This is a genomic window from Salipaludibacillus agaradhaerens, assembly GCF_002019735.1.
In the GTDB taxonomy this organism is placed as follows: Bacteria; Bacillota; Bacilli; order Bacillales; family Salisediminibacteriaceae; genus Salipaludibacillus; species Salipaludibacillus agaradhaerens.
The window spans coordinates 116,108-140,503 of the sequence record NZ_KV917378.1; the positions used below are offsets into that span (position 1 = coordinate 116,108).

Consider the following 24,396-nt stretch of genomic DNA (forward strand, 5'->3'; position numbering starts at 1 on the left):
CTATTTGTTTGAACACGAAACAGTATTAAAAGACGAAACAGTTGAAGGACTAGCTGTTCAACCAAGTGGTATCTATGTGGACTGCACATTAGGTGGTGGAGGTCATAGCGAACGACTTATTCAAGAGCTATCATCAGAAGGACGACTCGTAGCTTTTGATCAAGATCAAAACGCTTTGTCTTTTGCAAAAGAAAGGCTGAAAGAATCTTCTGTTCATGTTGAATATGTACATAAAAACTTTCGGTTTTTAAGAGAAGAGCTGATGAAAAGGGAGATTGAGCAAGTAGATGGCTTTGTCTTTGATCTTGGTGTTTCTTCTCCGCAATTCGATGAACCAGAACGAGGTTTTAGTTACAGGTTTGATGCACCTCTTGACATGAGAATGAATCAAGAGCAAGATCTTACCGCTTATCATGTGGTGAATGAATGGAGCTTCAATGCGTTAACAGAAATACTTGCTCGCTACGGAGAAGAGAAGTTTGCCAAACAAATCGCTAGAAAAATTGAGAAACAGAGAGAAGTTTCTCCTATTGAGACGACTTTTCAATTGGTCGACATAATAAAAGAAGGGATCCCTGCACCTGCAAGAAGAAAAGGTGGGCATCCTGCCAAAAAGACATTCCAAGCAATCCGCATTGCAGTGAATGACGAATTAAATGTCTTTAAAGAAGCGCTTGAAGATGCCATAGCTATGACAAAACCAGGGGGAAGGATTGCTGTTATAACGTTTCATTCACTTGAGGATCGGATTTGTAAACAAGTGTTTAAAAGTAAAAGCAGCTATCCAGAGCTTCCTAAAGGCCTTCCTGTTCTCCCTGATGAATTTGAGCCTGAATTGAAGCTTATTAATAAAAAACCTATTTTAGCTAATGAACAAGAGTTAGAAGCGAATCATCGCGCTCATTCAGCTAAATTAAGAATTGCAGAAAAAAACAAATAAGGAGGATTGGATATGAGCCCGTTAGTAGAAAAGAAAGTTCAACAAAACTATGTCCCACATCGTGAAAAAGAAACGAAAAAGGTAAGAGAACGTGTTTTTAAAGGTGGGATCACTAAAGGAGAAAAAGTTATTTATGCGATGGCATTAATTGCTGTTGTATGGGTTACTTACGCCATTGTGTCGAATTATGCCACAATGTACTCACTAAATCATGAGATGCAACAAGTGGAATCCCAATTAAATAATCAAGAAAATGTCAACTCGGGTCTTACACTCCAAGTGAAGGAACTATCTGATCCTGAAAGAATTTTAGATATTGCTCAAAATGAGCTTGGGATGAAACTGAATGACGAGAGCGTCAAAGTTATTCATAGCAATGAGTGACTAATTCAATACGATGGCTTGTTTTCATGACACCGTTAACGTCTCTTTTGGGAGATAACAGGCGGTGATTTTTCTTTATTTATCACAGTTAACCGTCCGCCCCCTGGTTTAAAATAGAAAAGGAGAGCTAAATCTATTTAGGTGGGAGAGAACGGACGCTCATGTCCTGATTCACGCAACGACCAATCAGTGGCGCACTACGACAACGCCCCTGATTGAAGGCCCGTTTTATAAAAAAATATATAAAGTGTCAGCTTGGGAGGGGACATAGTGGAACAAATGAAGAGCAGCCGATTGACGAAAAGAGCACTTTGGTTCCTATTTATTCTGCTTGTGGCGGTTGCTGCCTTATTTTCCCGTTTTATTTATATACAAGCAGCTAAAGAAGTACAGGGAACCGATCTCAAGGCGTTATTGGAGCAAAGGTGGTCACAAACTGAAACATTGGAAGGTAAGAGAGGTTCTATCCTTGATACTAATGGGGAAGTGCTTGCTGAGGAAATTCCGTCTTACACAATTGTTGCTGTATTAGATGAGCGATTCGATAGTTATGTAAGTGATCCGCAAGCGACAGCTGAAGAATTGAGTCATGTTTTAGATATAAATCAAGAAACATTGGAAGCGCAACTGACGCGTGACGCCGTTCAGGTTGAATTAGGGGCACGTGCAAAAAATATTAGTTATGAAAAGAAACAAGAAGTAGAAGCACTAGAATTAGATGGTATTTTATTTAGGGAGGACCCTCGTCGTTATTATCCTAAACAGACTTTCGCATCTCACATACTAGGGTATACTGAGAGAGATATGTCTGTTGCAAGAATGGGACTTGAGAGTAGTCTTAATGAGTACTTACAAGAAACTGATGGGTACATTACTTATCAGAAGGACGGTAGGAATCGCCGACTATTGAATGTTGACGAAGTGATTGAAGAACCTGAAAATGGACAAGATGTTTATTTAACGATCGATTCCCGCATTCAAATGGCAATTGAACAGACAATGAATCAAGTCGATGAAGAATTTGAGCCAGAACGAATGATAGCAATTGTGGCGAATGCGAATACAGGTGAAATTCTGGGAATGTCCAATAGACCAAGTTTTAATCCTAATCAGTATGAAAATATTGAAAACTATACGAATTTTGCCGTAACGTCAAGCTTTGAACCTGGATCTACAATGAAAGTATTTTCGTTGGCTGCTGCAATTGAAGAAGGTGTATTTAATCCAGAGGAAACTTATCAGTCTGGTAGTTATGAAGTGATAGACCAAACAGTTCGAGATCACAATCAAGGACGGGGTTGGGGAGAGATTTCCTATTTAGAAGGTGTTCAACGCTCTTCCAATGTGGCATTTTCGAAACTTGCGTTAGAAAAGCTCGGTCCAGAGACTCTTTATGACTATATCGATGCTTTTGGTTTTCGCCACGTAACAGGCATTGATCTTCCGAATGAGAGCCCAGGTTTAATTGCAGATCAGTATAAAATTGATGCAGCCACAACGGCTTTCGGCCAGGCGACAGCCATAACACCGATACAACAAGTACAAGCAGCGACAGCCATTGCAAATGAAGGGAACATGATGACCCCATATATTGTGGAGCGTATTGTTGACCCTACAACCAAAGAAGTGGTTTATCAAAGTGAGCCAGAAATAAAGAGTCAACCTATTTCAGAAGAAACAGCTGAGCGTGTTTTAGAAATTCTTGAAACAGTTATAACCGCTGAAGAGGGTACTGGTAGGCCTTTTGCTATCGATGGTTTTGATGTAGCTGGTAAAACGGGTACAGCACAAATTCCGAGTGAAGAGGGCGGTTATTTGACAGGGCATGGGAATAATATTTTCTCATTTATCGGAATGGCTCCGGCAGATGACCCAGAAGTCATCGTATATGTGGCTGTTGACCGGCCTAATTTAGAGGTCGATGAGGCGGGCTCTGAGCCAGTGTCCATGATTTTTAAACAAGTGATGGAACAAAGTCTTCAATATATGAATATTGCCCCGACAGAAGAGGAAGAGGTATCCTCTGTCCAAGAAACGATCGAAATAGGGAACTATGAAGACAAAGTGACAGAGGAAGCTTATAATGATCTTTCTAACCAAGGTCTTGATGTCACCTTAATAGGGGATGGGGAAACGATCATTAAACAGTCACACTTAGAAGGTACGGAATTAATACATGGAGAAAAAATTATTCTACTAACAGATGATGATGATCCTCTCGTACCGGATTTGACAGGCTGGTCATTAAGAAATGTTTATTTACTTGAAGAAGTGACAGGCATTGACATGGAAGTGGAAGGGTCTGGTTTTGTTAAAGGACAAACACCATCTCCTGGCAGTAGTATGAAGGATGTAAATCGTATGATGATTGATTTGTCTAGCAAAAAAGAATCTGATCAGGAGGAAAAAACTACGGAAGAAGATGAAGAAACAGTAGAGTCGGAAGATCAAAATGACTTTTTTATGGATTAAAGTGTTTTCATAGAATGGATAGGTTCTAACCTGTCCATTTTTTTCATATGTCTGAACCAAGCCAAATTGTCTGCCATTCAGGAGGTTCCGTATGAAAAGAGTATCATATGTAACAGTTCGTAAAAGATTAATGTTAACGCTTGTTGTAGGCGTGCTTATTTTTACCGTGATGATAGGAAGACTGTGGTATGTGCAGGTGGTGCTTGGAGACGATATATCCAATAAAGCGGAAGATTTATGGGGACGTAATATCCCATTTGAAGCCAAGCGAGGAGAAATATTGGATCGCCATGGAGAAGTACTGGCTACGAATGTGACTGCCCCTTCGATTTTAGTTGTGCCGCGGCAGTTGGAAGATCCGGCGTCAGCCGCAGAAGAATTAGCCTCCATACTGAACATGTCAACGGAAAAAGCTTATGAAAAAATGACACAAAATGAATCGATCGTGCGAATAAATCCCGAGGGGAGAAAAATTACAAATCAATTAGCAACTAAAGTTAGACACCTTAACATTGCAGGGGTTTACGTAGCCGAGGATTATTTAAGGCACTATCCAAAAGGAAATTATTTATCTCATGTACTAGGTTTTGCTGGTATCGATAATCAGGGTTTAACTGGGTTAGAGTTGTATTATGATGACATGTTAAGTGGGGAACCTGGTTTCGTATCATTTTATTCAGATGCGAAAGGAAGACGTATGCCAGACTTAGCAGATCGTTACACCGCACCTGCTGATGGGAGGCATCTTCAGTTAACGATAGATGATAAAATTCAGACGATTATTGAGCGCGAGCTTGATGAAGCAGAAGCTATTTATAACCCTGATGGGGCAATGGCTATTGCCATGAATCCGAAAACTGGAGAAATTCTAGGAATGTCTTCTCGTCCTGATTTTGATCCAGAAAAATATCAAGAGGTAGCACCGGAAATTTACAATCAGAATAAACCGATATGGAGTCAATATGAACCTGGATCGACATTTAAAATAATTACATTGGCCGCCGCTTTAGAAGAAGGGCAGGTTAATTTGCAAGAGGATCAATTTAATGATCCGGGATTTATCGAAGTGTCTGGCCATAAACTCCGTTGTTGGAAAAAAGGGGGGCATGGCATGCAGACATTTTTGGAAGTCGTTCAAAACTCATGCAACCCTGGTTTTGTGAAATTGGGAGAAAAACTAGGGACAGAAAAATTATTTAATTATATTCATGACTTTGGTTTTGGCGAGAAGACCGGGATTGATCTTCAAGGGGAAGGGACCGGTATTCTATTTAATGAAGAAGCAGTGGGGCCTTTAGAGTTAGCCACGACGTCATTCGGGCAAGGTGTTTCTGTTACGCCGATTCAACAAGTAGCGGCAGTGGCCGCTGCTGTCAATGGTGGACATTTATATCAACCTTATTTAGCAAAAGCGTGGTTAGACCCTTTAAGTGAGGAGATATTAGTAGAGAATGACCCCATTATGAAAAAGCAAGTGATATCCAAGGAGACATCTGCTGAAATACGAATGGCGCTAGAACACGTTGTTGCTAAAGGGACAGGGCGAGGTGCTTTCGTCGATGGTTATCGTGTTGGAGGAAAAACGGGGACCGCTCAAAAAGCGAAAGATGGTAAATATTTAGAGAATAACCATATTGTGTCCTTCATTGGATTTGCGCCAGCGGATGATCCTGAGATTGTTGTCTACGTTGCTATTGATAATCCAAAAGATACGGTGCAATTCGGTGGCGTAGTAGCAGCTCCGATTGTCGGAAAAATAATTGAAGATGGACTTAGAGCGATGGGGGTCCCTAAACGTGAAGGGCAAATTGAAAAAGAACAAACTTGGAGTGACATACCATTAATAGAAGTCCCAGATTTAATCGGTCGCACTGTAAGAGAGATTAATGAATCTTATTATCAATTAAAGCTTGAAGTAGATGGTAAAGGGGAAGAAGTTATTTTGCAATCACCTGAGCCAGGTATAAGAGTTGAAGAAGGTTCAACAATTCGCATATATATGGGTGACAAACAGGATGAGGACCAGTAAAATAAACAGAGACGGTCTGAGGGAAAGGTAAAAGGAAACTGAACATATCAATAAACTAATATGTGCTTTAACAAGAACAGTTTAACTTTTGTGTTAGGGTGTTTTAACCGCTAAACTATGTTTATGTGTGTTAGCTAGTTTGTTTAAAGCTTTAAAAGGAATGAAAGAGGGAATTATGATGATTTTATTGCACGATTTAATAGATGTACTACCGTCTTATAAGATGGTAAGTGAAGGTAATCCACCTATCTCTCACTTAGCAATGGACAATCGAAAAGTTGAAAAGGGAAGCCTCTTCTTTTGTATACGAGGTTATACAGTTGATGGACACACATTTGCTAAACAAGCTGTGGAAGCTGGAGCAGTAGCTATTGTTGCAGAAGAGGATTTGAATGTTAGTATACCAGTTATCAAAGTGAGAGACAGCAAACGGGCAATGGCGCTCATATCTGCTAGTTATTATCATTTTCCAAGCACCCGTATGCATATGATTGGCGTTACTGGTACAAACGGTAAGACAACAACGACACATCTCATCCAGCAAATCTTAAGTGACCATCAAATAGAAACGGGTATTATCGGCACGATGTATATGAAATATAAAGGCAAGCAAGTAGAGGTTAAGAATACGACACCTGATGCTCTCACACTTCAACACGGCTTTGCTGACATGTATGAAATGGGAGTTGAAGCCGTCACGATGGAAGTCTCTTCCCATGCTCTTGAAATGGGGAGGGTACATGGCGTAGATTTTAACATCGGTGTTTTTACAAATTTAACTCAGGATCATCTAGATTTCCATAAAACGATGGAAAACTACGGGAGAGCTAAAGGGTTGTTATTTGCCCAGCTGGGTAATGGCTATGGAAATGGCAAACAAAATATCGCTGTTTTAAATTGTGATGATGCTCATTTTGATAAATTAGAAACGATGACAGCTGTTCCTATATTGACATACGGGCTTAGTGAACATGCTGACTATCGTGCTATCAATGTTCACATTCATGAGTCAGGAACAGATTTTCAGCTTGTGAAAGGAAATGATATTTACGATATAAGCTTAAAGCTAACTGGAAGGTTTTCAGTTTATAATGCGTTAGCTGCTATTACAGCTGCAGCAGCGTCAGGAGTCCCTATAACCTCTATCATCAATAGCATAAGCAATGTGCAAGGTATTTCTGGCAGATTCGAAAAAGTTGATGTGGATAGCCCGGTGCATGTGATTGTAGATTATGCTCATACACCTGATAGTTTGAAGAATGCCTTAGAAACGATCAAAGAATTTGCGAAGAAGAAAATAGCTGTTGTTGTTGGCTGTGGGGGAGACCGTGATCGTACAAAACGTCCTGAGATGGCGCGTATTGCAGAAGAACTAGCTGATTATGTTTATTTGACCTCTGATAATCCACGATCTGAAGATCCGCAGGCCATCTTAGAGGATATGGAAAAAGGATTGTCCAAAAACACATACTCTGTCATTGAAAATCGAAAGGAAGCTATTTATGCAGCTGTTCGTCAAGCCAAGAAAGATGATATTATTCTAATTGCAGGTAAAGGGCATGAAACATATCAAATTATTGGAAATACAACGTATGATTTTGATGACAGGCTTGTTGCTAAAGAAGCATTGGAGGAGTGCTTTTAAATGATGGGTCACCTAGATTATCAGCTTATCAAACATGTTTGTTCAGAAATTCATGGAGCTTTTCCTATCACGTTCTCTGCCAAGGGAATCGCGTTTGATGTGAAAACGATTGAATCAGGAGACATCTATGTGCCAATTGAGGAACCAGGGTTTGATGGTCATCAATTAATTGAAGCAGCTGTTGAATCAGGTGCTTGTGCTACCTTTTGGAAAAAATCAGTCCCTTTGTCTCCTTCATTGTTTGATAATATAACAGTATTTGTAGTAGAGGATCCTATGGAAGCTGTTAGACAATTGGCAAAAATATATTTAGTTGAGGTTGATCCCGTTAGAATTGCTGTAGTGGGAGATGAAACACGCATTGCTGCAAAAAAAATTCTTGTGAAGCTCTTAACGGACCCCTATAATGTTCATGGGATAGATCGGTTGGCAGCTGACGAGAAAAGTATGCTTGAAACGATTTTGAAGATGCCTCTTGAAACAGATGCTTTAATATGTGAAGTGGATGCTAGGGAATCGAACAAGGTAAGAACTCTAGGCAACTTACTAACCCCTTCAATTAGTTTGCTGGCCGTTGATAAAGAGGAGAAGGAGGAAGCTCTTCTCCGACATGCCGTTCTCATTGAAGACACAATGAAAGCAAGCGGGTCTATCATTGTTGACGGTGATCACACCTATTTTCGTTCAAGAGAATGGAAAACAGACGTATTTTTTTACGGAGAAAGTCCAGAAAACATGTTCAACATTGATGAAAAAATGTGTCATGAAGATACGTGTACATTTAGTATTCAAGGTATTCGACTGGCTTTTCAGCTTCCAAGCATATTCAGCAAACACATAAGACTTATCACGTCTACTATTGCCGCGTGTGTTCATCTAGGTATCGATGCAGAACATATTAAAAGATCTCTCAGTCAGCTGGATTTAGGTGATTTAGAATTTATCGAAATTGGCACAGTACGTGGGACAATCATCATATATGAAGCGTTGGCAGAGAAGCAATTTAATAATGAATACGGTATTAAATTGCTCAAGCAGTTAGGTTCTTTCAAGCGAAGAGTTCTAATTATTGACGATGGTTTCCAAGGAGAAAAAAGTGAGAAGGCGCTTCATGAGAGCGCTGCTTCCTCAATATTTTCACCTATTACAGATGTGCTGACAATAGGGGACAAAGCTTTTTGGGTTGCAGAGGCATTAAAGAGAGTGGACAACGATAAACTAAATTATAAGCATTATGTGACCCACTCAGAAGCTATCATTCCTTTAAAAGAAATCATTGAAAATACGAGCCTCGTGTTATATAGAGGTGCAAACCGCGATTTGATAAAGCAACTCATCAAAGAATTGAATAGGCACTAGAAAGGAGTTCCTTTCATGTTGGAACAAGGATTATTATTTACATTATTACTATCATTTTTATTGACCGTTTTTTTCTCACCGTTTTTCATTCCTTTTTTAAGACGATTGAAATTCGGGCAAAGTATTAGAGATGAAGGCCCTAAATCCCACCAGAAAAAAACTGGTACTCCTACGATGGGCGGCTTAATGATCATACTTTCAATTGTATTAGCGTCTGTCGTTATGGCGAGTCAATTTCAATCTATTGATATGGAGATTTGGCTGTTACTTCTAGTGACCGTTGGTTTCGGTTTGCTGGGTTTTCTCGATGATTACATTAAGGTTGTGAAAAAACGAAACCTGGGCTTAACGTCCAAACAGAAATTTTTAGGACAGGTAGCTATAGCTGCATTAGTGTACATTGTGCTGCACCAGGCTAATATTTCGACAGCCATTCATTTACCAGGCACAGACTGGGCAGTTGACATTGGGTGGTTTTATTTTCCATTAATAATTATTATGCTTGTAGGGGCTAGTAATGCTGTTAACCTTACAGATGGGTTGGACGGATTAGTCGCTGGCACGAGTGCTGTTGCATTTGGCGCTTTTTCAATTATTGCCTTTTCCCTCGATATGATGACTGTGTCATTATTTTCAGTCGCTATCGTCGGTGCGGTACTCGGTTTTCTTGTCTTCAATGCTCACCCTGCTAAAGTGTTTATGGGCGATACAGGCTCTCTCGCTTTAGGTGGCGCGTTAGCGATGATTGCAATTTTAACGAAAATGGAATTATTACTTGTGATTATCGGTGGTGTTTTCGTTATTGAAACGTTGTCTGTTATCATTCAAGTAATTTCATTTAAATCCACGGGCAAACGAGTATTTAAAATGAGTCCTCTTCACCACCATTATGAACTTTCTGGATGGAGTGAATGGCGTGTTGTCGTGACATTTTGGATTGTGGGAATTTTATTTGCCGTAGCAGGTGTTTACTTAGAGGTGTGGATGGTATGAAAATGATTAATGATTTTAAAGGGAAAAAAGTGCTTGTCCTAGGACTTGCTAAAAGTGGTACTGAAGCAGCGAGGCTTTTAAAACGCTTAGGTGCTTGCGTTATTGTAAATGATCGAAATTCATATGAAGGCAATGTTGAAGCAAAACAATTGGAAACAGAAGGGATAGATGTTGTCTGTGGTTCACATCCTGAATCACTTGTGACAGAGGAATTAGATTATTTAGTAAAAAATCCTGGCGTGCGTTATGACCAACCACTTGTGGCAAAGGCATTAGCACTTGGTATTCCCGTTTATACGGAAGTGGAGTTAGCTTATCGAATAGCTGAATCAGACATGATCGGTATTACAGGATCTAATGGAAAAACAACAACGACGACATATATTGGTGACATGCTGCGAGGTGGACAGAAATCCCCTCTACTTGCGGGGAATATTGGGAAAGTAGCTTGTAAAGTGGCACAAGAAGCAACATCTGATCATGAAATGGTGGTTGAGCTTTCGAGCTTCCAATTAATGGGTACAGAAAAATTCGCTCCTCACATTGCCATCTTATTAAATTTTGTAGAAGCTCACCTTGACTATCACGGCTCTATGAACGACTACGTCACTGCTAAAATGAACATATTTCTAAAACAAACACCCGAAGATTATCTTATTTACAACGCTGATGATCATTTAGTTTCAGAAGTGGTAAATAAAGGACAGGCTCGGCTTGTGCCATTTTCAACGAGGAAAGACCTTCCAGAGGGTGCTTGTATAAAAGAAGGCTGGCTAACGGTGTTTGGAGATAAACTTTTGCCAGTAGAAGATATGTCTTTACCTGGAGAGCATAACTTATCAAACGGATTAGCCGCCGCCACTGCCGCCCTGTTAGCTGGCGCTGATCGTGAGCAAGTATGTCATGTCCTCAAAACATTTGAAGGGGTAGAACACAGACTTCAATATATTGGCGAAGCTGACAAAAGGAAATTTTACAATAACTCAAAAGCGACGAATGTTCCTGCTACAATTACAGCATTGAAAGCATTTCAACAGCCAGTCGTTCTCATTGCCGGAGGGCTTGACAGAGGGTTATCTTTTGACGACCTTATCCCCTTTTTATCAGAGAATGTCCGTGGTGTAGTGGCCTATGGTGAGACGAGTGGTAAACTAGCTGAGGTAGCTCAGCGGGCAAATGTTGCTCATGTTGCATTAACAGATACATTAAGAGAAGCTACAGATGAGGCATTTAAATTATCTCAAGCAGGTGATGTTATATTACTTTCTCCAGCATGTGCCTCATGGGATCAATTTAAAACATTTGAAGAACGCGGGGACGCATTTACAAGACATGTCTTGGATGTTATTCATAATAAAAAGTAGTCATGATTGTACAAGTTGTACATATAAATAGGTAATAGAGCCCCCTCAAGGGCAGCGAAGAATTGAGGTGTATTCTATTGCCTAAAGTTAGGACGACCCCTGATTTAATCTTACTAGCAGTGACACTCATTTTAGTGATGATTGGTAGTTTAATGGTTTTCAGTGCAAGTGCAGTGTGGGCAGACTATCGTTTTGACGACTCCTTTTTCTTTTTGAAAAGACAATTGATTTTTGTAAGTATTGGGTTAATCTCTATGTTTTTAATGATTCAGGTTGATTATTGGCGTCTAAAAAGTCTAGCTAACATTGCGCTTATGGTATGTTTCGGCTTGTTAATAATCGTATTAATTCCCGGTGTTGGTTTAGTAAGAGGTGGTGCTCAAAGCTGGCTTGGTATTGGGGCCTTTTCTATCCAACCTTCGGAATTTATGAAGTTAGCTATGATTTTATTTTTAGCTAAATATGTGTCTATTAATCAGAAGTATATCACCACATGGAAAAGGGGCTTATTCCCAATACTAGCACTCATTTTTACCGCTTTCGGCTTAATTATGTTACAACCGGACCTTGGTACGGGAGCCGTTATGGTGATTACATGTATGGTGCTCATATTTGTCGCTGGGGCTAGGGTGTCTCATTTTTTTCTACTGGGGGGCATAGGTCTTGCTGGTTTTGTCGGTTTAATTATATCTGCTCCATATCGCCTGCAAAGAATAACTTCCTTTCTTAATCCATGGGAAGACCCTTTAGGAAGTGGCTTTCAAATCATTCAATCATTATATGCGATTGCACCTGGAGGGTTACTCGGTTTAGGCTTTGGTCATAGCCGGCAAAAATACTTTTATTTACCGGAACCACAAACAGATTTTATATTTGCTATTCTTGCAGAAGAGTTAGGATTTATAGGTGGCACATTTGTGTTGCTTTGTTTTGCAGTGCTGTTATGGCGAGGGTTAAGAATAGCTATTCATGCTCCCGATTTATATGGCACTTTGTTTGCTACAGGTATTATTGGCATGATAGCCATCCAAGTGATGATTAATATAGGGGTAGTTATTGGACTTATCCCCGTCACAGGCATCACGCTTCCTTTATTGAGTTATGGCGGCTCGTCATTGACCCTCATGCTCACGACAATCGGAGTTCTTTTAAATATTAGCAGGCACATTCGTTAAATAACTGAAACGGTGTGAAGCTAAGTCATATATCAATAGCTAAATATAATAAAAAAGATTTCACTTATTAGTTTATACCTTTGATAAGTGGAATCTTTTTTAATGTGTGAGGATTAATTAACAGTCATTCAATGTATATTGAGAAATTATTTTGTAACGAATGTTTAAAGTAAACGACTAGATAACTAAACATGGTAGCGTCATGTTTTGTTTTTGTCTACCTTAACTAATGACCACACCGTCATGTCGTATTGCCTAATTGATTAGCAAAAATGTCGCGAGAGCTGAAGACTGCCTTAGCTACATGTCAGTTTTTGATAGACAGTCACATGAACATGTCGTAAAATAAAACATGCTTTAGCACAGAAACTGATTAAAATATTCCACAAAACACACTTATTTTCTTGGGGAAATAATAGTAGTGAGAACCCAACTTTTCTAAAGAAAGAACAAAATCTTTAAAAAAGTTTCTAGCTTCTTATTAGCAAATTCTTGGATGACATCATTTATCACAGATAACCGTCCACCTCAAAATAGAGAGGAAATCTTAAATCTATTTAGGCGGAAGATAACGGTCGCTCATATTCTAATTCATGCAACGACCAATCAGTGGGAAAAGAACGAAAACGCCGACTGATTGAAGAGTCGTTTTGTCACATGCGATTTTTTTCAGACTGAAATTCGTTTGCTTTACTCTCTTTTAAGGCAGTAAATTTTCATTAAAACGAAAAAGATGAAATAATCACTTAAAATACGTGTTATATTCGGTTAGAATAAGGGTAATAGCAGTCATTGGGCGCTTATACTTAAAAGGAAAGTTTCAAGGAGGAAATATATGAGGGTTTTAATATCAGGGGGAGGAACAGGTGGTCATATATACCCTGCAGTAGCACTTATTCGCCATCTGAAAAAACATAATGAGAACGTTGAGTGTCTCTATATCGGGACAGAGAATGGCCTTGAAGCGAGAATTATACGTGATGAAGGAATTCCATTTAAGACGGTCACAATATCAGGATTTAAACGAAAACTATCTATAGAAAATGTGAAAACAATTGTGCGTTTTTTGCAAGCAGTTCGACAATCCAAAAAATACATTAAAGATTTTCAGCCGGATGTGGTTATTGGAACAGGCGGGTATGTTTGCGGACCTGTTGTTTACGCTGCTTCCAGGAAGAATATCCCAACCCTTATTCATGAACAAAATAGTGTTCCTGGCTTAACAAATAAATTTTTAGCTAAATATGTCTCGAAAATTGCTATATCATTTCCTGACTCAGCGACCTTTTTTCCGAAAGAGAAAGTCCGTATCACTGGTAATCCTAGAGCCAGTGAAGTGGTTACAACTGAGGTGACAACGGGAAAAATAAAACTGAAAGAGCTCGGGTTAAATGCTCAAAAAAAGACGGTTCTAGTAGTTGGGGGAAGTCGAGGAGCAAAGCCTATTAACGATGCTGTTATGAAAACGTTACAACATTGGCAAACAAAGGATTATCAATGTTTATATGTGACTGGTGAAGCCCATTATGAACAAGTAAAAGCTGCTGTTGATCAGGAAAGTTATCTTAAGCAGCTTGTGATCGTGCCATATATAAGTGACATGCCATCCCTTTTACATGAAGTGGACTTACTCATTGCGAGGGCGGGTGCGACTACATTGGCTGAAATCACAGCCCTTGGACTCCCTTCAATTCTTATCCCAAGTCCTTATGTGACGAATAATCATCAGGAGAAAAATGCGAGATCACTTGAAAAAGCGGGTGCTGCCACAGTTATATTAGAAAAAGAGATGTCACCTGATCGGCTAATGACTGAAATCGATAATATCCTGGCCGATCCATTAACATTGGAAAGTATGAAAAAACACGCTCTTACTCTAGGGAAACCTCATGCTTCAGCTGAATTAGAAACACTCATTAAAGATTTAATTAAAGGCGGCGCATGATTTATGGAGAAACCTTTTTCAACTCTTCAAGTCGAAATTAATCAGTTACAAAGTGGTGAAGCTACACTTAATAAGTCTTTGAAATCTCATACTACATGGCGTATTGGGGGGCCGGCAAAACTTTTTTATGAACCTAGCTCTATTGAAGGATTAGTTGAGGCCTTGCGGCTTATTAATAAGCGGCAGGTGCCATGGTTTGTTTTAGGTAAGGGGTCAAACGTTCTTATTCCTGACGATGGAATAAATGGCGTTGTTATTAAATTAGGAGATCATCTCGCATCTTTAAAACAAGAAGATGAACTAGTGACAGTTGAAGCGGGTTTTTCTCTTATTAAGCTTGCAGGAATGATGTGCAAGAAGGGCTATGCAGGACTAGAATTTGCCGGTGGGATACCAGGAACAGTCGGTGGTGGTGTTTTTATGAATGCTGGTGCACACAAAAGTGATATGTCATCTATTGTAACGAAGGCACTCGTATTATTTAAGGATGGCAGCGTCACTTGGCTTGATCATTCAGAGCTAGGATTTGCTTATCGAACGTCCACCTTACAGTCAGCAGGGGGGATTTGTCTTGCGGCACAATTAAAGTTAAGAAAAGATGATCCTGTTAAATTAAAAGAGTCTTTACAGCGACATAAAGCGTACCGTAAAAAAACTCAGCCATGGAAGGATCCTTGTTGTGGCAGTGTTTTTCGTAATCCTTTACCATATTATGCTGGACAACTGATCGAACAAGCAGGACTAAGAGGCTTTACTATTGGCGGAGCCAAGATATCAGAAAAACATGGTAATTTCATTGTAAACACAGGTGATGCTTCTTCAAATGATATACTTAAGCTGATTACTTACGTTCAAAAAGAAATTAAAAACTGCTATGGTATCTCATTAGACACTGAGGTGGCATATATTGATGAGGCTCAATTGCAAACAACGTCGTGACAATGTATAAGAAAGCAATAACCGTGCTTAATGTATGAGGTTTTCGTAAACATGCTGCTTTTTGCTACTAAAAGGCCGTTAAATGACGCCCTTCTTTTTTTACTTTAAAATGAATTACAACAAATAAAACTGTTAAGTCACGTGTATTCCTTAAAAAGAAGTTTTAAAGATAACCTGTCTTTGGAGAATAACCACCTTGTCTTAGTTCAAAACGGATCGGATAAAAGGTCTATTAAAGCGGCCGGTTTTCTCATTCAATTCCCTGCAGTACAATGGAGGATAAGTTTATGAAAGAAAAGAAAGTTGTCAAAATTGAAGAGAGAATACCTAAGCTTAAAGAGCGAAGAAAACAAAGATCCAATAGACGACTCATTATGTATGTTTCTGTTTTTTTTACTTTAATGCTATTCATTATTTATTTCCAGAGTCCTTTTAGTCACGTTCAAAACGTGGAGGTAAATGGTCATTATTTTGCCTCTTCTGAATGGATTATATCAGAATCACGACTTGAAGAGAATGTAAGTATGTGGAATCTTGGGGTTTCCGGAATTGTAGAAAGATTGACTGCACATGAGGCAATTAAATCAGTGGAAGTCAGCAGGGAATGGCTTACGACAGTTTCTCTTAACATAGAAGAGTATGAACGCATAGCTTACATCTATAATGGGGAGGGCTATGATCCCGTTTTAACAACTGGTGATGTTTATACGAATGGCTCTGAGTCTAATCAAAGCTTTGTGCCTTATGATGCCCCAGTTTTAAGAGGGTTTGAAGATGATGATATCCGAGGAGAAATGGTTAATGAGCTAGCAGAAACACCTGCCGCTCTCCTACAACGAATGTCTGACATCATCCTTGATCCTACAGAAAACGATCCTTACCGTTTAACGATTTTAATGAATGATGGCTTTACCGTAAGTTCAACAGTTAGACATTTTGCTCAAAGAATCGCTCCTTATCCTTCCGTTGTGGAACAACTAGATCCTAATGTAGAGGGAATTGTGCATATGCGTATGAACCCTTATTTTGAACGTTTTGATGTTGATGAGGAGGATGAGGGTAGTGATGAAGAGTAGATATGTGATTTTCACATTTGTATTGCTTGTTACCGGTTTTTTAATCGCTTTAAGCTTTCAATTGGATGCAGACTTTGGCAAGAATAGTTTTGTGGAACAGGACTCGCAGTGGCAAACAGAGGATGATTTAAGAAATGATGTGTTATTAGAGCAAGAGACAACTCGGGAATTAACTGAACAGTTAAGAGAGATTCAAAGTGAAATAAAACAGATTGAAGAAACGGTGTCTGATCAAGAACAGCTCTATTTTAACCTTGTAGAAGATATGGATAAGTTGAGGATGGTAACAGGGGAGATCGGTGTTAAGGGCGAAGGGGTTCTTGTAACGCTTACTGATGCAGAGTACATTCCAGGGGAAGATAATCCGAATAGCTATATTGTACACGAACAACATATTCAACAAGTAGTTGATGAATTACTCGTTTCAGGAGCTGAGGCACTTGCAATAAATGGCCACAGAGTAACCCACCGAACGTATATTCACTGTATCGGACCTGTTATCGAGATAGATGGTGAAATTGCATTTGCGCCATTTGAGGTAAAGGCCATCGGTGATCGTGATACATTAGATGAAGCTTTAAACTTGACAGGTGGCGTTAAAGATCAACTCGTTAATGAAAATATACAAGTTCGAATCGAAAAGAAAACAGATATACAAATTGATCCCTATTTTTCTGAAAGCGGGGAAGGCACATGAGAATTAAAAGGCTTATATTTACATGTGTCACATTTGTTATTGGCTTTATGATAGCCGTTCAACATCAATCTTTTAATGAGCCTCCTCAGCGAGATACACGTAACATGGCTGATTTAAGACAGGCTTTAATGGCGGAAAAAGAGAGACAGCAGGAGTTGAATGAAGAAATTCATCGCCAAAGTAATATTTTATACCAATTAGATGAAAATGAAGATGTGGAAGAAGTGATGGAGGATGTCTTTCATGATTTACAAATGAAAGCAGGTTTAACAGAGGTATCCGGATCGGGCATAGTCATCGAGGTAAATGTGTTTTTTGATGAAAGTTACAGTGGGGGAGGCATTCGTTCTGTTCCTCCTTATCTGCTTAGGTTACTAATTAATGAGTTAAACATTCAAGGTGCAGAGCATATCGCTATTGGAAGTGAACGAATCGTCTCTACGACGGCAATTCGAGAAGCGAACGGACGTACACTAATCAACGGGAATTGGATGACCTCCTTTCCACTTGAAATTAAAGTTATTACCGATGATCCTGAGTCCATGCATCATGCCATTATGTCTTCACAGTCAAGAGAAATTTTTTCTTATGAGAATTTAGATTTCTCCGTGGAAGCAGCTGACGACTTAACTTTACCTGCTTATGACCATACGTATCGTGTAAGATACATGGAACCAGTACTGGGGGATTCATAAAATGTGGTTGCCAATTTTTGGGCTTTTCCTTGGGTTACTTTTAGGTTTTTTTACAGATTTTCAAATATCACAACAGTACGCTAGCTATTTTTCTATCGCTGTACTAGCAGCTCTTGATACACTTGTAGGAGGTATACGAGCCAACTTAGAAAAGCAATTTGATGAGCGGGTGTTTATCTCGGGATTCTTGACGAATATTTTTTTAGCAGCCGGTTTGGCTTTTCTCGGTGTTCATCTTGGTGTAGACTTATATTTAGCTGCAATTGTTGCTTTTGGCGTTAGGTTATTTAACAATATTGCGATCATCAGACGTATTTTTCTTGACAAGTGGATTGATAAGCAAAATAAAATATCTACACCCCGTTCAGAATAAGGGTTTTACATTTTATAATTTTTACCGATAAAAAAAGGGAATGGCAAACAGATGTTGAATACAATTCTTATCAGGAAACAGGAGATAAGATGTCAACACGAGTCAGAAAGGGAGGTGCCAGCCAATGAATAATCATGATACATATGTGACGCTTGATATCGGGACTTCATCCGTTAGAGTGATTATCGGTGAAATGACAAATGCGTCGTTAAATATTATCGGAGTAGGCGAATCAGAATCAGAAGGAATCAAAAAAGGATCAATTGTTGATATAGATGAGACAGTTCAATCGATCCAAAACGCTGTTGATAAAGCGGAAAGAATGATAGGGTTAAGTATAAAGCATGTTGTTGTCGGGATAACGGGAAATCACATTCAGTTGCAGCCCTGTCACGGTGTAGTAGCCGTTTCTAGTGAAGACAGAGAAATAGGTGACGAAGACATTACGAGAGTGATTGATGCAGCACAAGTGGTGTCTATCCCCCCTGAAAGGGAAATTATCGATGTTATCCCTCGACAGTTTATTGTGGATGGATTAGATGAAATTAACGATCCTCGTGGCATGATTGGTGTGCGTCTTGAGATGGAAGGAACGATTATTACAGGTGCGAAAACAATGCTACATAATCTTCTCCGTTGCGTAGAAAAAGCTGGGCTGGAAGTTGCTGATATTGTGTTACAACCACTAGCAGCTGGTTCAATCGCATTGTCAAAAGATGAAAAAAGCCTCGGTGTTGCATTAATAGATCTTGGTGGAGGCTCAACGACCGTTTCGGTTTTTGAAGACGGCTTGTTACAAGGGACACGACAGATCCCTATTGGTGGCGATCATATTTCTAATGATATTTCAGTCGGTTTAAGAACATCAACTGAAGAAGCGGAAAGTGTTAAAAAAATGCATGGACATGCCTTCGTCAGTCACGCCTCCGATGATGAAACGTTTGAGGTTTCGGAGATTGGTAGTGATCAAAGACAAGAATTTTCGCAATGGCAGTTAGCCAATATTATTGAACCGCGTTTAGAAGAAATGTTTAACCTTGTGATGAAAGAAATCTACCGGATGGGTTATCAAGATTTGTCCGGAGGATATGTTATAACCGGTGGTGTAGCAAAGATGCCTGGTGTTTTGGAGTTAGCACGCGATGTTATGCAAAAGAATGTGAGGGTAGCTATTCCTGACTATATCGGCGTCAGAGAGCCTCAGTATACGAACGGCGTGGGTTTGATTACATTTGCCCATAGAAATCTGCGTATACAAGGTAAAGAGGCCAAGAAAGGATTAGAACCGGGGCATGAAGTAAATCACAATGTTGACAAAAGAGAACGGAAAGAGAGTATGCGACAAGGAAAAGTGAAAGAGCCTAAAGAAGGGCCTGGTGTTAAGAAGAAAGTGTCGAATATGTTTAAAATGTTCTTTGAGTAGAACCACACAACTAGAAGCGAATGGAACGAACTCGGATTGGGGGATCGAAAATGTTAGATTTTGAAATGGATATGGAACAATTAGCGAAAATAAAAGTAATAGGCGTTGGTGGTGGCGGCAGTAATGCTGTTAACCGGATGATTGAGAACGGGTTACAGGGTGTGGATTTCATTGCTGTAAATACTGATGCGCAAGCTCTTCATTTATCAAAAGCAGAAGAAAAACTGCAACTGGGTGGTAAGCTAACTCGTGGTTTAGGAGCAGGAGCGAACCCAGAAATAGGAAAGAAGGCTGCGGAGGAAAGTAGAGAGCATCTTGAGGAGCAATTAAATGGTGCAGATATGGTATTTATCACAGCTGGAATGGGAGGCGGAACAGGTACCGGAGCAGCCCCTGTGATTGCCGAAATAGCCAAGGAAGCAGGAGCTCTCACAGTTGGTGTCGTTACGCGTCCTTTTACATTTGAAGGACGTAAACGAATGATGCAAGCGGCAAACGGTATCGCTGCACTCAAAGATAAAGTGGATACGTTAATCGTTATTCCTAATGATCGCTTATTAGAAATCGTTGATAAAAATACACCGATGCTAGAAGCATTTAGAGAAGCAGATAACGTTCTCCGACAAGGTGTACAAGGGATATCCGACCTCATCGCAACACCAGGTTTAATTAACTTGGACTTTGCAGACGTGAAAGCGATTATGAGTGAAAAAGGTTCTGCTCTTATGGGTATCGGTGTCGCCACCGGAGAAAGCAGAGCAGCTGAAGCAGCTAAAAAAGCGATTTCTTCTCCATTACTAGAAACAAGTATTGATGGGGCGCAAGGTATTCTTATGAATATTACTGGCGGGACGAATTTAAGCCTATTTGAAGTTCACGAAGCAGCTGAAATCGTATCCTCAGCTTCAGATAGTGAAGTTAATATGATATTCGGTTCTGTTATTAATGAAAACCTTAAAGATGAAATAGTTGTTACTGTTATTGCTACTGGCTTTGATGGTCAACAAAATGAACAGGCCCAAAGCCAACGTTCAACCATTAATCAGCAGCGACAGGCTCCTTCACAAGGTAGTACTACGCGTAAAGAGGCAGCTTCCTCTCAACAACAAGAGCAGCAAAAGCCTTCAGCTAAGCCACAGCAGCCAACTGAAGAAGAAATGGATACACTAGATATTCCAACATTTTTACGTAATCGTCGCAATCGCTAATAAAGTCGTTATATATGAGCCACTTTTTGAGTTTGAGAAAACTCAAAAAGTGGCTTTTTCATCCTCACCCAAACATTTTGTCCCAGATAGCAGTCCGTAAAACGTCCGCCTCAAAATAGAGAGTAGAGATAAACCATTTAGGAGGAGATAATGGACGCTAAAGTCCTGATTCACTCAACTACCCATCAGTGGGACGAAGAACGAAAGGCCTACTGATTGAAAGTACGTTTTATAAACTATTAGATCTACTAAGTTCAGTGTGATTAACTCTCATAAATAAACAGCGCAAGTGTCTTGACATAATCCTTAAAAATCTCTTAAAAAAAGTGTTCTTTTAGTGGCAAAAAGTGACAGACTTAGTGAGGCGTGTAAGCTATACTTTCTTTAAAATTCATGGTTGGACGGTGCGATCTATGACTCTTTATTTCGATATCATCTGGTTACTAAATTTTTTCATAGATTTATTGTTGCTTATTTTGACTGCCACCGTTTTAAAAAAGAATGTTCCGAAAAAACGGTTAGTAATTGGCGCATTCTTTGCATCACTTTATATTTGGTGTCTTATCGTTCCAGCACTTGAGATCCTGACACATCCTATTTTGAAAGGCTTATATTCAGTCATTATTATATTGATCACATTTAGATTTAATACATTAGGATCTTTCATTCAGACCCTTTTGATGTTTTATTTTGTGAATTTTGCAGTGGGAGGGGCTTTAATTGGTATACATTATTTTCTTCAAGTTGATCCTGCCTTCGTTGGAGGTTCCTTAGGACCAGGGACAAAAAGCTTTGGTAGCCCAATAGGCTGGTTGTTTGTCTTAGCAGGGTTTCCTCTTGTCTTTTATTATTCAAAACAGCGATTTGAATCCATCGAAACAGTGAAGATACAGTACGAATCAACAATGGAGGTGCATGTCGAATTACAAGGCCATCATATTCAGTTAAGAGGGTTCGTCGACAGTGGTAATCAATTAACAGATCCTTTTTCAAAAAGACCTGTGATGATTATAGATATGACGGAAACTGCCGATCAATTCCCAAAGACATTAGTTAATTTTTCAAAACGATCGCCTAGTGATCTTACAAACGTAGAGGAAGAAAATATTGGGAATGTTTCTCTTCTTCCATTTCGGACGATAGGTAGTCATCAGCAATTTTTATGGACTGTGAAGCCAGACAGAGTCACCGTACATGAGAATGGTAGATCCTTTGAATGCCCACGTACCTTATTAGGGCTTAGCCATGTCCCACTTGGCGAAAAGGAGGAATATAATTGTCTGCTTCATCCAGCCATGATGCAACAGAAAATGCGGGCTCAATAAGTTCATAACATGTTAAGGAGGCGTTCATGTGAAAAAATATACGATCCGTTTAAAACTTTTATGGTACAGGTTGTTAAAAAAATTAAATTTAAAATCAAAGGAAGTGTACTACATAGGGGGAAGTGAAGCACTCCCACCCCCACTGTCTAAAGAAGAGGAAACGTATTTATTACAAAAATTACCTAATGGAGACGAATCGGTACGCGCTATGCTCATTGAACGGAATTTACGGCTTGTTGTGTACATCGCACGTAAGTTCGAAAATACTGGCATTAATATTGAAGATTTAATTAGTATTGGCACGATTGGTTTAATTAAAGCAGTTAACACTTTTAATCCTGAAAAGAAAATAAAGTTAGCTACCTATGCTTCAAGATGTATTGAGAATGAAATTTTGATGTATTTAAGACGAAATAATAAATTACGCTCTGAAGTGTCGTTTGATGAGCCATTGAATATTGATTGGGATGGAAATGAGTTGCTGTTGTCTGATGTCCTTGGTACAGAAGAAGATATTATTACGAAAGGAATAGAAGATAAAGTTGACAGAAAACTCCTTGTTAAAGCCTTAACGAGCTTAAATAGCCGAGAAAAACAAATAATGGAACTACGATTTGGATTAGCTGGGGAAGAAGAAAAAACGCAAAAAGATGTGGCTGATTTACTTGGGATTTCTCAGTCATATATTTCTCGTCTTGAAAAAAGAATTATCAAACGGTTACAAAAAGAATTTAATAAAATGATCTAGCTCAATTAGTTGTGGCACAATGGAATAGAAGATGTCAACCAATTTATCACCTCGGATAACCTGCATAAATTTCCCTCTCAAGGAGATACTGATTTTGTAACTTATCTCCTGATGGGAGGGAAACCATTGTCACGAAATAAAGTGGAAATATGCGGTGTGGATACGTCCACATTACCTGTTCTCAAAAACAAGGAAATGCGTGTGCTGTTTAAACAAATGCAAGAAGAAGATGATGCTGAAGCACGTGAAAAGCTAGTAAATGGGAATTTGCGTCTCGTCCTCAGTGTCATTCAAAGATTTAATAACCGGGGGGAATATGTGGATGACCTTTTTCAAGTAGGGTGTATCGGCTTAATGAAATCAATTGATAATTTTGATTTAGGGCAGAATGTTAAATTCTCCACGTACGCTGTTCCGATGATTATTGGAGAGATACGTCGTTATTTAAGAGACAATAATCCCATTAGAGTGTCTCGTTCACTTAGAGATATTGCATACAAAGCCCTTCAAGTGCGAGATAACTTAATGGCCGAAAAGAAAAGAGAGAAAGAACCAACGGTGCAAGAGATTGCAGCAGTATTAGGAGTGCCTAAAGAAGAGGTGGTCTTTGCTCTCGATGCTATTCAAGATCCCGTTTCGTTATTTGAACCGATCTACAATGATGGCGGTGACCCTATTTACGTCATGGACCAAATAAGTGATGATAAGCAAAAGGACGTAAATTGGATAGAAGAAATTGCGATTAAAGAGGCGATGATTCGATTAAATGAAAGAGAAAAAATTATTTTGGACATGCGTTTTTTTCAAGGGAAAACACAAATGGAAGTAGCTGAGGAAATTGGCATCTCACAGGCACAAGTTTCCCGTCTCGAAAAAGCGGCCATTACTCAAATGAATAAACATGCGAAAGAATAACCTGCCTCGGCAGGTTTATTTTTTTAGAAATATCTTCTTCAGGGCTGCATATGATGATGACAAAAGGACGAGAGGGGAGAAATAATATGTTGAACATGTCTGAGCTGCAATCCAAAGATATTGTAAATTTGGCAGATGGTCGTTTATTAGGCCATTTAACAGATATCGATATTGATTTAGAAAAAGGGAGAGTGGATGCTATCGTCATTGGTGGAGGAAGAATGAAAAATTTATTCCAGAAAGATGATGAGACAGTTGTTCCGTGGAAAAATATTGTAAAAATCGGTTCAGATGTGATTTTAGTACGTGTTGAAAAAGATGGACATAGCTCCGTTTCCTTCGATGACTAACGAAAAAAGGAAAGGAAGTCACACAGTTGACGAAAATGTACGACAATTTACCTGATAATTTGTCAACCCATTGCTTGATTGGCCTGAATTCATTATACTTTACTTTAAGTCTAGACTTTTCAATAAATGTGTAAGCTTTGTAAATGGTCACAACGTATACGCTAAATAATTTTACGTTTAAAGCGAAAGGCTAGGACGTTTAGTGATTTGCTTTATAACATTTTAACCGGACGTAGCCAAAGGCTTTTCGCCCTCTCATTTGTATACGAAGACATTTGTTTTAATATTAAGGCATTTAAACAGAAGAGGTTAGGCTATATAATAGCTTTAATGATAAAATA

General features: G+C 39.2%; 21 protein-coding genes. All 21 read left to right on the forward strand.

All coding sequences use genetic code 11. The features are described 5' to 3' along the window. Positions 1 to 4: 4 nt before the first annotated feature. The 21 genes from rsmH to BK581_RS00690 all read left to right on the forward strand — a co-directional run bounded on the left by rsmH (position 5) and on the right by BK581_RS00690 (position 24,055). A complete protein-coding gene (gene rsmH, locus BK581_RS00590) occupies positions 5 to 940 on the forward strand; it encodes a 16S rRNA (cytosine(1402)-N(4))-methyltransferase RsmH (RefSeq protein ID WP_078576129.1) in 936 nt (311 codons plus the stop codon). A 12-nt stretch (positions 941 to 952) separates the two neighbouring features. Beyond that, complete coding sequence (ftsL, locus tag BK581_RS00595) at positions 953 to 1,324, forward strand: cell division protein FtsL (protein ID WP_078576131.1); 372 nt, start codon at positions 953 to 955, stop codon at positions 1,322 to 1,324. 279 nt (positions 1,325 to 1,603) lie between these two features. Then, positions 1,604 to 3,796, forward strand: a complete 2,193-nt coding sequence (locus BK581_RS00600; protein ID WP_078579812.1) for a penicillin-binding protein — start codon at positions 1,604 to 1,606, stop codon at positions 3,794 to 3,796. A 91-nt stretch (positions 3,797 to 3,887) separates the two neighbouring features. Then, positions 3,888 to 5,825 carry a stage V sporulation protein D gene (locus BK581_RS00605; RefSeq protein WP_078576133.1) on the forward strand — a complete coding sequence of 646 codons (1,938 nt, stop codon included), beginning with the start codon at positions 3,888 to 3,890 and terminating at the stop codon, positions 5,823 to 5,825. A 181-nt stretch (positions 5,826 to 6,006) separates the two neighbouring features. Beyond that, positions 6,007 to 7,470, forward strand: a complete 1,464-nt coding sequence (locus BK581_RS00610; protein WP_169837818.1) for a UDP-N-acetylmuramoyl-L-alanyl-D-glutamate--2,6-diaminopimelate ligase — start codon at positions 6,007 to 6,009, stop codon at positions 7,468 to 7,470. Next, positions 7,471 to 8,829, forward strand: coding sequence for a UDP-N-acetylmuramoyl-tripeptide--D-alanyl-D-alanine ligase (locus BK581_RS00615; RefSeq protein WP_078576136.1), 1,359 nt, complete (start codon positions 7,471 to 7,473; stop codon positions 8,827 to 8,829). A gap of 15 nt (positions 8,830 to 8,844) precedes the next feature. Next, entirely contained in the window at positions 8,845 to 9,822 is a 978-nt protein-coding gene (gene mraY, locus BK581_RS00620; RefSeq protein ID WP_078576138.1) for a phospho-N-acetylmuramoyl-pentapeptide-transferase, read from the forward strand. Beyond that, positions 9,819 to 11,186 carry a UDP-N-acetylmuramoyl-L-alanine--D-glutamate ligase gene (gene murD, locus BK581_RS00625; protein WP_078576139.1) on the forward strand — a complete coding sequence of 456 codons (1,368 nt, stop codon included), beginning with the start codon at positions 9,819 to 9,821 and terminating at the stop codon, positions 11,184 to 11,186. The genes mraY and murD overlap by 4 nt, the downstream gene beginning before the upstream one ends. 137 nt (positions 11,187 to 11,323) lie before the next feature. After that, positions 11,324 to 12,361: a stage V sporulation protein E gene (gene spoVE, locus BK581_RS00630; RefSeq protein WP_372898715.1), complete on the forward strand. Its 1,038-nt coding sequence runs from the start codon at positions 11,324 to 11,326 to the stop codon at positions 12,359 to 12,361. Positions 12,362 to 13,196: 835 nt separating this feature from the next. Then, positions 13,197 to 14,306: an undecaprenyldiphospho-muramoylpentapeptide beta-N-acetylglucosaminyltransferase gene (gene murG / locus BK581_RS00635; protein ID WP_078576142.1), complete on the forward strand. Its 1,110-nt coding sequence runs from the start codon at positions 13,197 to 13,199 to the stop codon at positions 14,304 to 14,306. A gap of 3 nt (positions 14,307 to 14,309) precedes the next feature. Further along, on the forward strand, positions 14,310 to 15,245 hold the full coding sequence (murB, locus tag BK581_RS00640) for a UDP-N-acetylmuramate dehydrogenase (RefSeq protein WP_078576144.1): 936 nt from the start codon (positions 14,310 to 14,312) through the stop codon (positions 15,243 to 15,245). Between the two features lie 287 nt (positions 15,246 to 15,532). Then, positions 15,533 to 16,321 carry a cell division protein FtsQ/DivIB gene (locus tag BK581_RS00645; RefSeq protein WP_078576146.1) on the forward strand — a complete coding sequence of 263 codons (789 nt, stop codon included), beginning with the start codon at positions 15,533 to 15,535 and terminating at the stop codon, positions 16,319 to 16,321. Then, the gene (locus BK581_RS00650; protein WP_245829169.1) at positions 16,311 to 17,018 is read left to right on the forward strand and encodes a DUF881 domain-containing protein; all 708 of its coding nucleotides are present in this window, start codon (positions 16,311 to 16,313) and stop codon (positions 17,016 to 17,018) included. The genes BK581_RS00645 and BK581_RS00650 overlap by 11 nt, the downstream gene beginning before the upstream one ends. Then, the gene (locus tag BK581_RS00655; protein ID WP_078576150.1) at positions 17,015 to 17,713 is read left to right on the forward strand and encodes a DUF881 domain-containing protein; all 699 of its coding nucleotides are present in this window, start codon (positions 17,015 to 17,017) and stop codon (positions 17,711 to 17,713) included. Before BK581_RS00650 ends, BK581_RS00655 begins: the two co-directional genes overlap by 4 nt. Before the next feature lies 1 nt (position 17,714). After that, the gene (locus tag BK581_RS00660) at positions 17,715 to 18,086 is read left to right on the forward strand and encodes a small basic family protein (protein ID WP_078576151.1); all 372 of its coding nucleotides are present in this window, start codon (positions 17,715 to 17,717) and stop codon (positions 18,084 to 18,086) included. A gap of 124 nt (positions 18,087 to 18,210) precedes the next feature. Next, positions 18,211 to 19,509, forward strand: a complete 1,299-nt coding sequence (ftsA, locus tag BK581_RS00665; protein ID WP_078576153.1) for a cell division protein FtsA — start codon at positions 18,211 to 18,213, stop codon at positions 19,507 to 19,509. 50 nt (positions 19,510 to 19,559) lie between these two features. Then, the gene (gene ftsZ, locus BK581_RS00670; protein ID WP_078576154.1) at positions 19,560 to 20,717 is read left to right on the forward strand and encodes a cell division protein FtsZ; all 1,158 of its coding nucleotides are present in this window, start codon (positions 19,560 to 19,562) and stop codon (positions 20,715 to 20,717) included. 413 nt (positions 20,718 to 21,130) lie between these two features. Then, positions 21,131 to 22,042 carry a sigma-E processing peptidase SpoIIGA gene (gene spoIIGA, locus BK581_RS00675; RefSeq protein WP_143709622.1) on the forward strand — a complete coding sequence of 304 codons (912 nt, stop codon included), beginning with the start codon at positions 21,131 to 21,133 and terminating at the stop codon, positions 22,040 to 22,042. A 28-nt stretch (positions 22,043 to 22,070) separates the two neighbouring features. Then, positions 22,071 to 22,790 (forward strand): RNA polymerase sporulation sigma factor SigE, encoded by a 720-nt coding sequence (sigE, locus tag BK581_RS00680; protein WP_078576157.1) that lies wholly within the window; start codon positions 22,071 to 22,073, stop codon positions 22,788 to 22,790. A gap of 126 nt (positions 22,791 to 22,916) precedes the next feature. After that, a complete protein-coding gene (gene sigG, locus BK581_RS00685) occupies positions 22,917 to 23,705 on the forward strand; it encodes an RNA polymerase sporulation sigma factor SigG (protein WP_078576159.1) in 789 nt (262 codons plus the stop codon). Between the two features lie 86 nt (positions 23,706 to 23,791). Then, positions 23,792 to 24,055, forward strand: coding sequence for a YlmC/YmxH family sporulation protein (locus BK581_RS00690; protein ID WP_078576160.1), 264 nt, complete (start codon positions 23,792 to 23,794; stop codon positions 24,053 to 24,055). Positions 24,056 to 24,396: the final 341 nt, after the last annotated feature.

Coding starts and splice junctions, on each gene's coding strand:
- ftsA (WP_078576153.1), top strand. CDS start 18,211: ATGAATAATCATGATACATATGTGACGCTTGATATCGGGACTTCATCC.
- BK581_RS00605 (WP_078576133.1), top strand. CDS start 3,888: ATGAAAAGAGTATCATATGTAACAGTTCGTAAAAGATTAATGTTAACG.
- BK581_RS00645 (WP_078576146.1), top strand. CDS start 15,533: ATGAAAGAAAAGAAAGTTGTCAAAATTGAAGAGAGAATACCTAAGCTT.
- ftsZ (WP_078576154.1), top strand. CDS start 19,560: ATGTTAGATTTTGAAATGGATATGGAACAATTAGCGAAAATAAAAGTA.
- BK581_RS00660 (WP_078576151.1), top strand. CDS start 17,715: ATGTGGTTGCCAATTTTTGGGCTTTTCCTTGGGTTACTTTTAGGTTTT.
- ftsL (WP_078576131.1), top strand. CDS start 953: ATGAGCCCGTTAGTAGAAAAGAAAGTTCAACAAAACTATGTCCCACAT.
- BK581_RS00690 (WP_078576160.1), top strand. CDS start 23,792: ATGTTGAACATGTCTGAGCTGCAATCCAAAGATATTGTAAATTTGGCA.
- murG (WP_078576142.1), top strand. CDS start 13,197: ATGAGGGTTTTAATATCAGGGGGAGGAACAGGTGGTCATATATACCCT.
- spoIIGA (WP_143709622.1), top strand. CDS start 21,131: ATGACTCTTTATTTCGATATCATCTGGTTACTAAATTTTTTCATAGAT.
- murD (WP_078576139.1), top strand. CDS start 9,819: ATGAAAATGATTAATGATTTTAAAGGGAAAAAAGTGCTTGTCCTAGGA.
- BK581_RS00615 (WP_078576136.1), top strand. CDS start 7,471: ATGATGGGTCACCTAGATTATCAGCTTATCAAACATGTTTGTTCAGAA.
- spoVE (WP_372898715.1), top strand. CDS start 11,324: ATGATTGGTAGTTTAATGGTTTTCAGTGCAAGTGCAGTGTGGGCAGAC.
- BK581_RS00655 (WP_078576150.1), top strand. CDS start 17,015: ATGAGAATTAAAAGGCTTATATTTACATGTGTCACATTTGTTATTGGC.
- murB (WP_078576144.1), top strand. CDS start 14,310: ATGGAGAAACCTTTTTCAACTCTTCAAGTCGAAATTAATCAGTTACAA.
- BK581_RS00650 (WP_245829169.1), top strand. CDS start 16,311: ATGAAGAGTAGATATGTGATTTTCACATTTGTATTGCTTGTTACCGGT.
- BK581_RS00600 (WP_078579812.1), top strand. CDS start 1,604: ATGAAGAGCAGCCGATTGACGAAAAGAGCACTTTGGTTCCTATTTATT.
- mraY (WP_078576138.1), top strand. CDS start 8,845: ATGTTGGAACAAGGATTATTATTTACATTATTACTATCATTTTTATTG.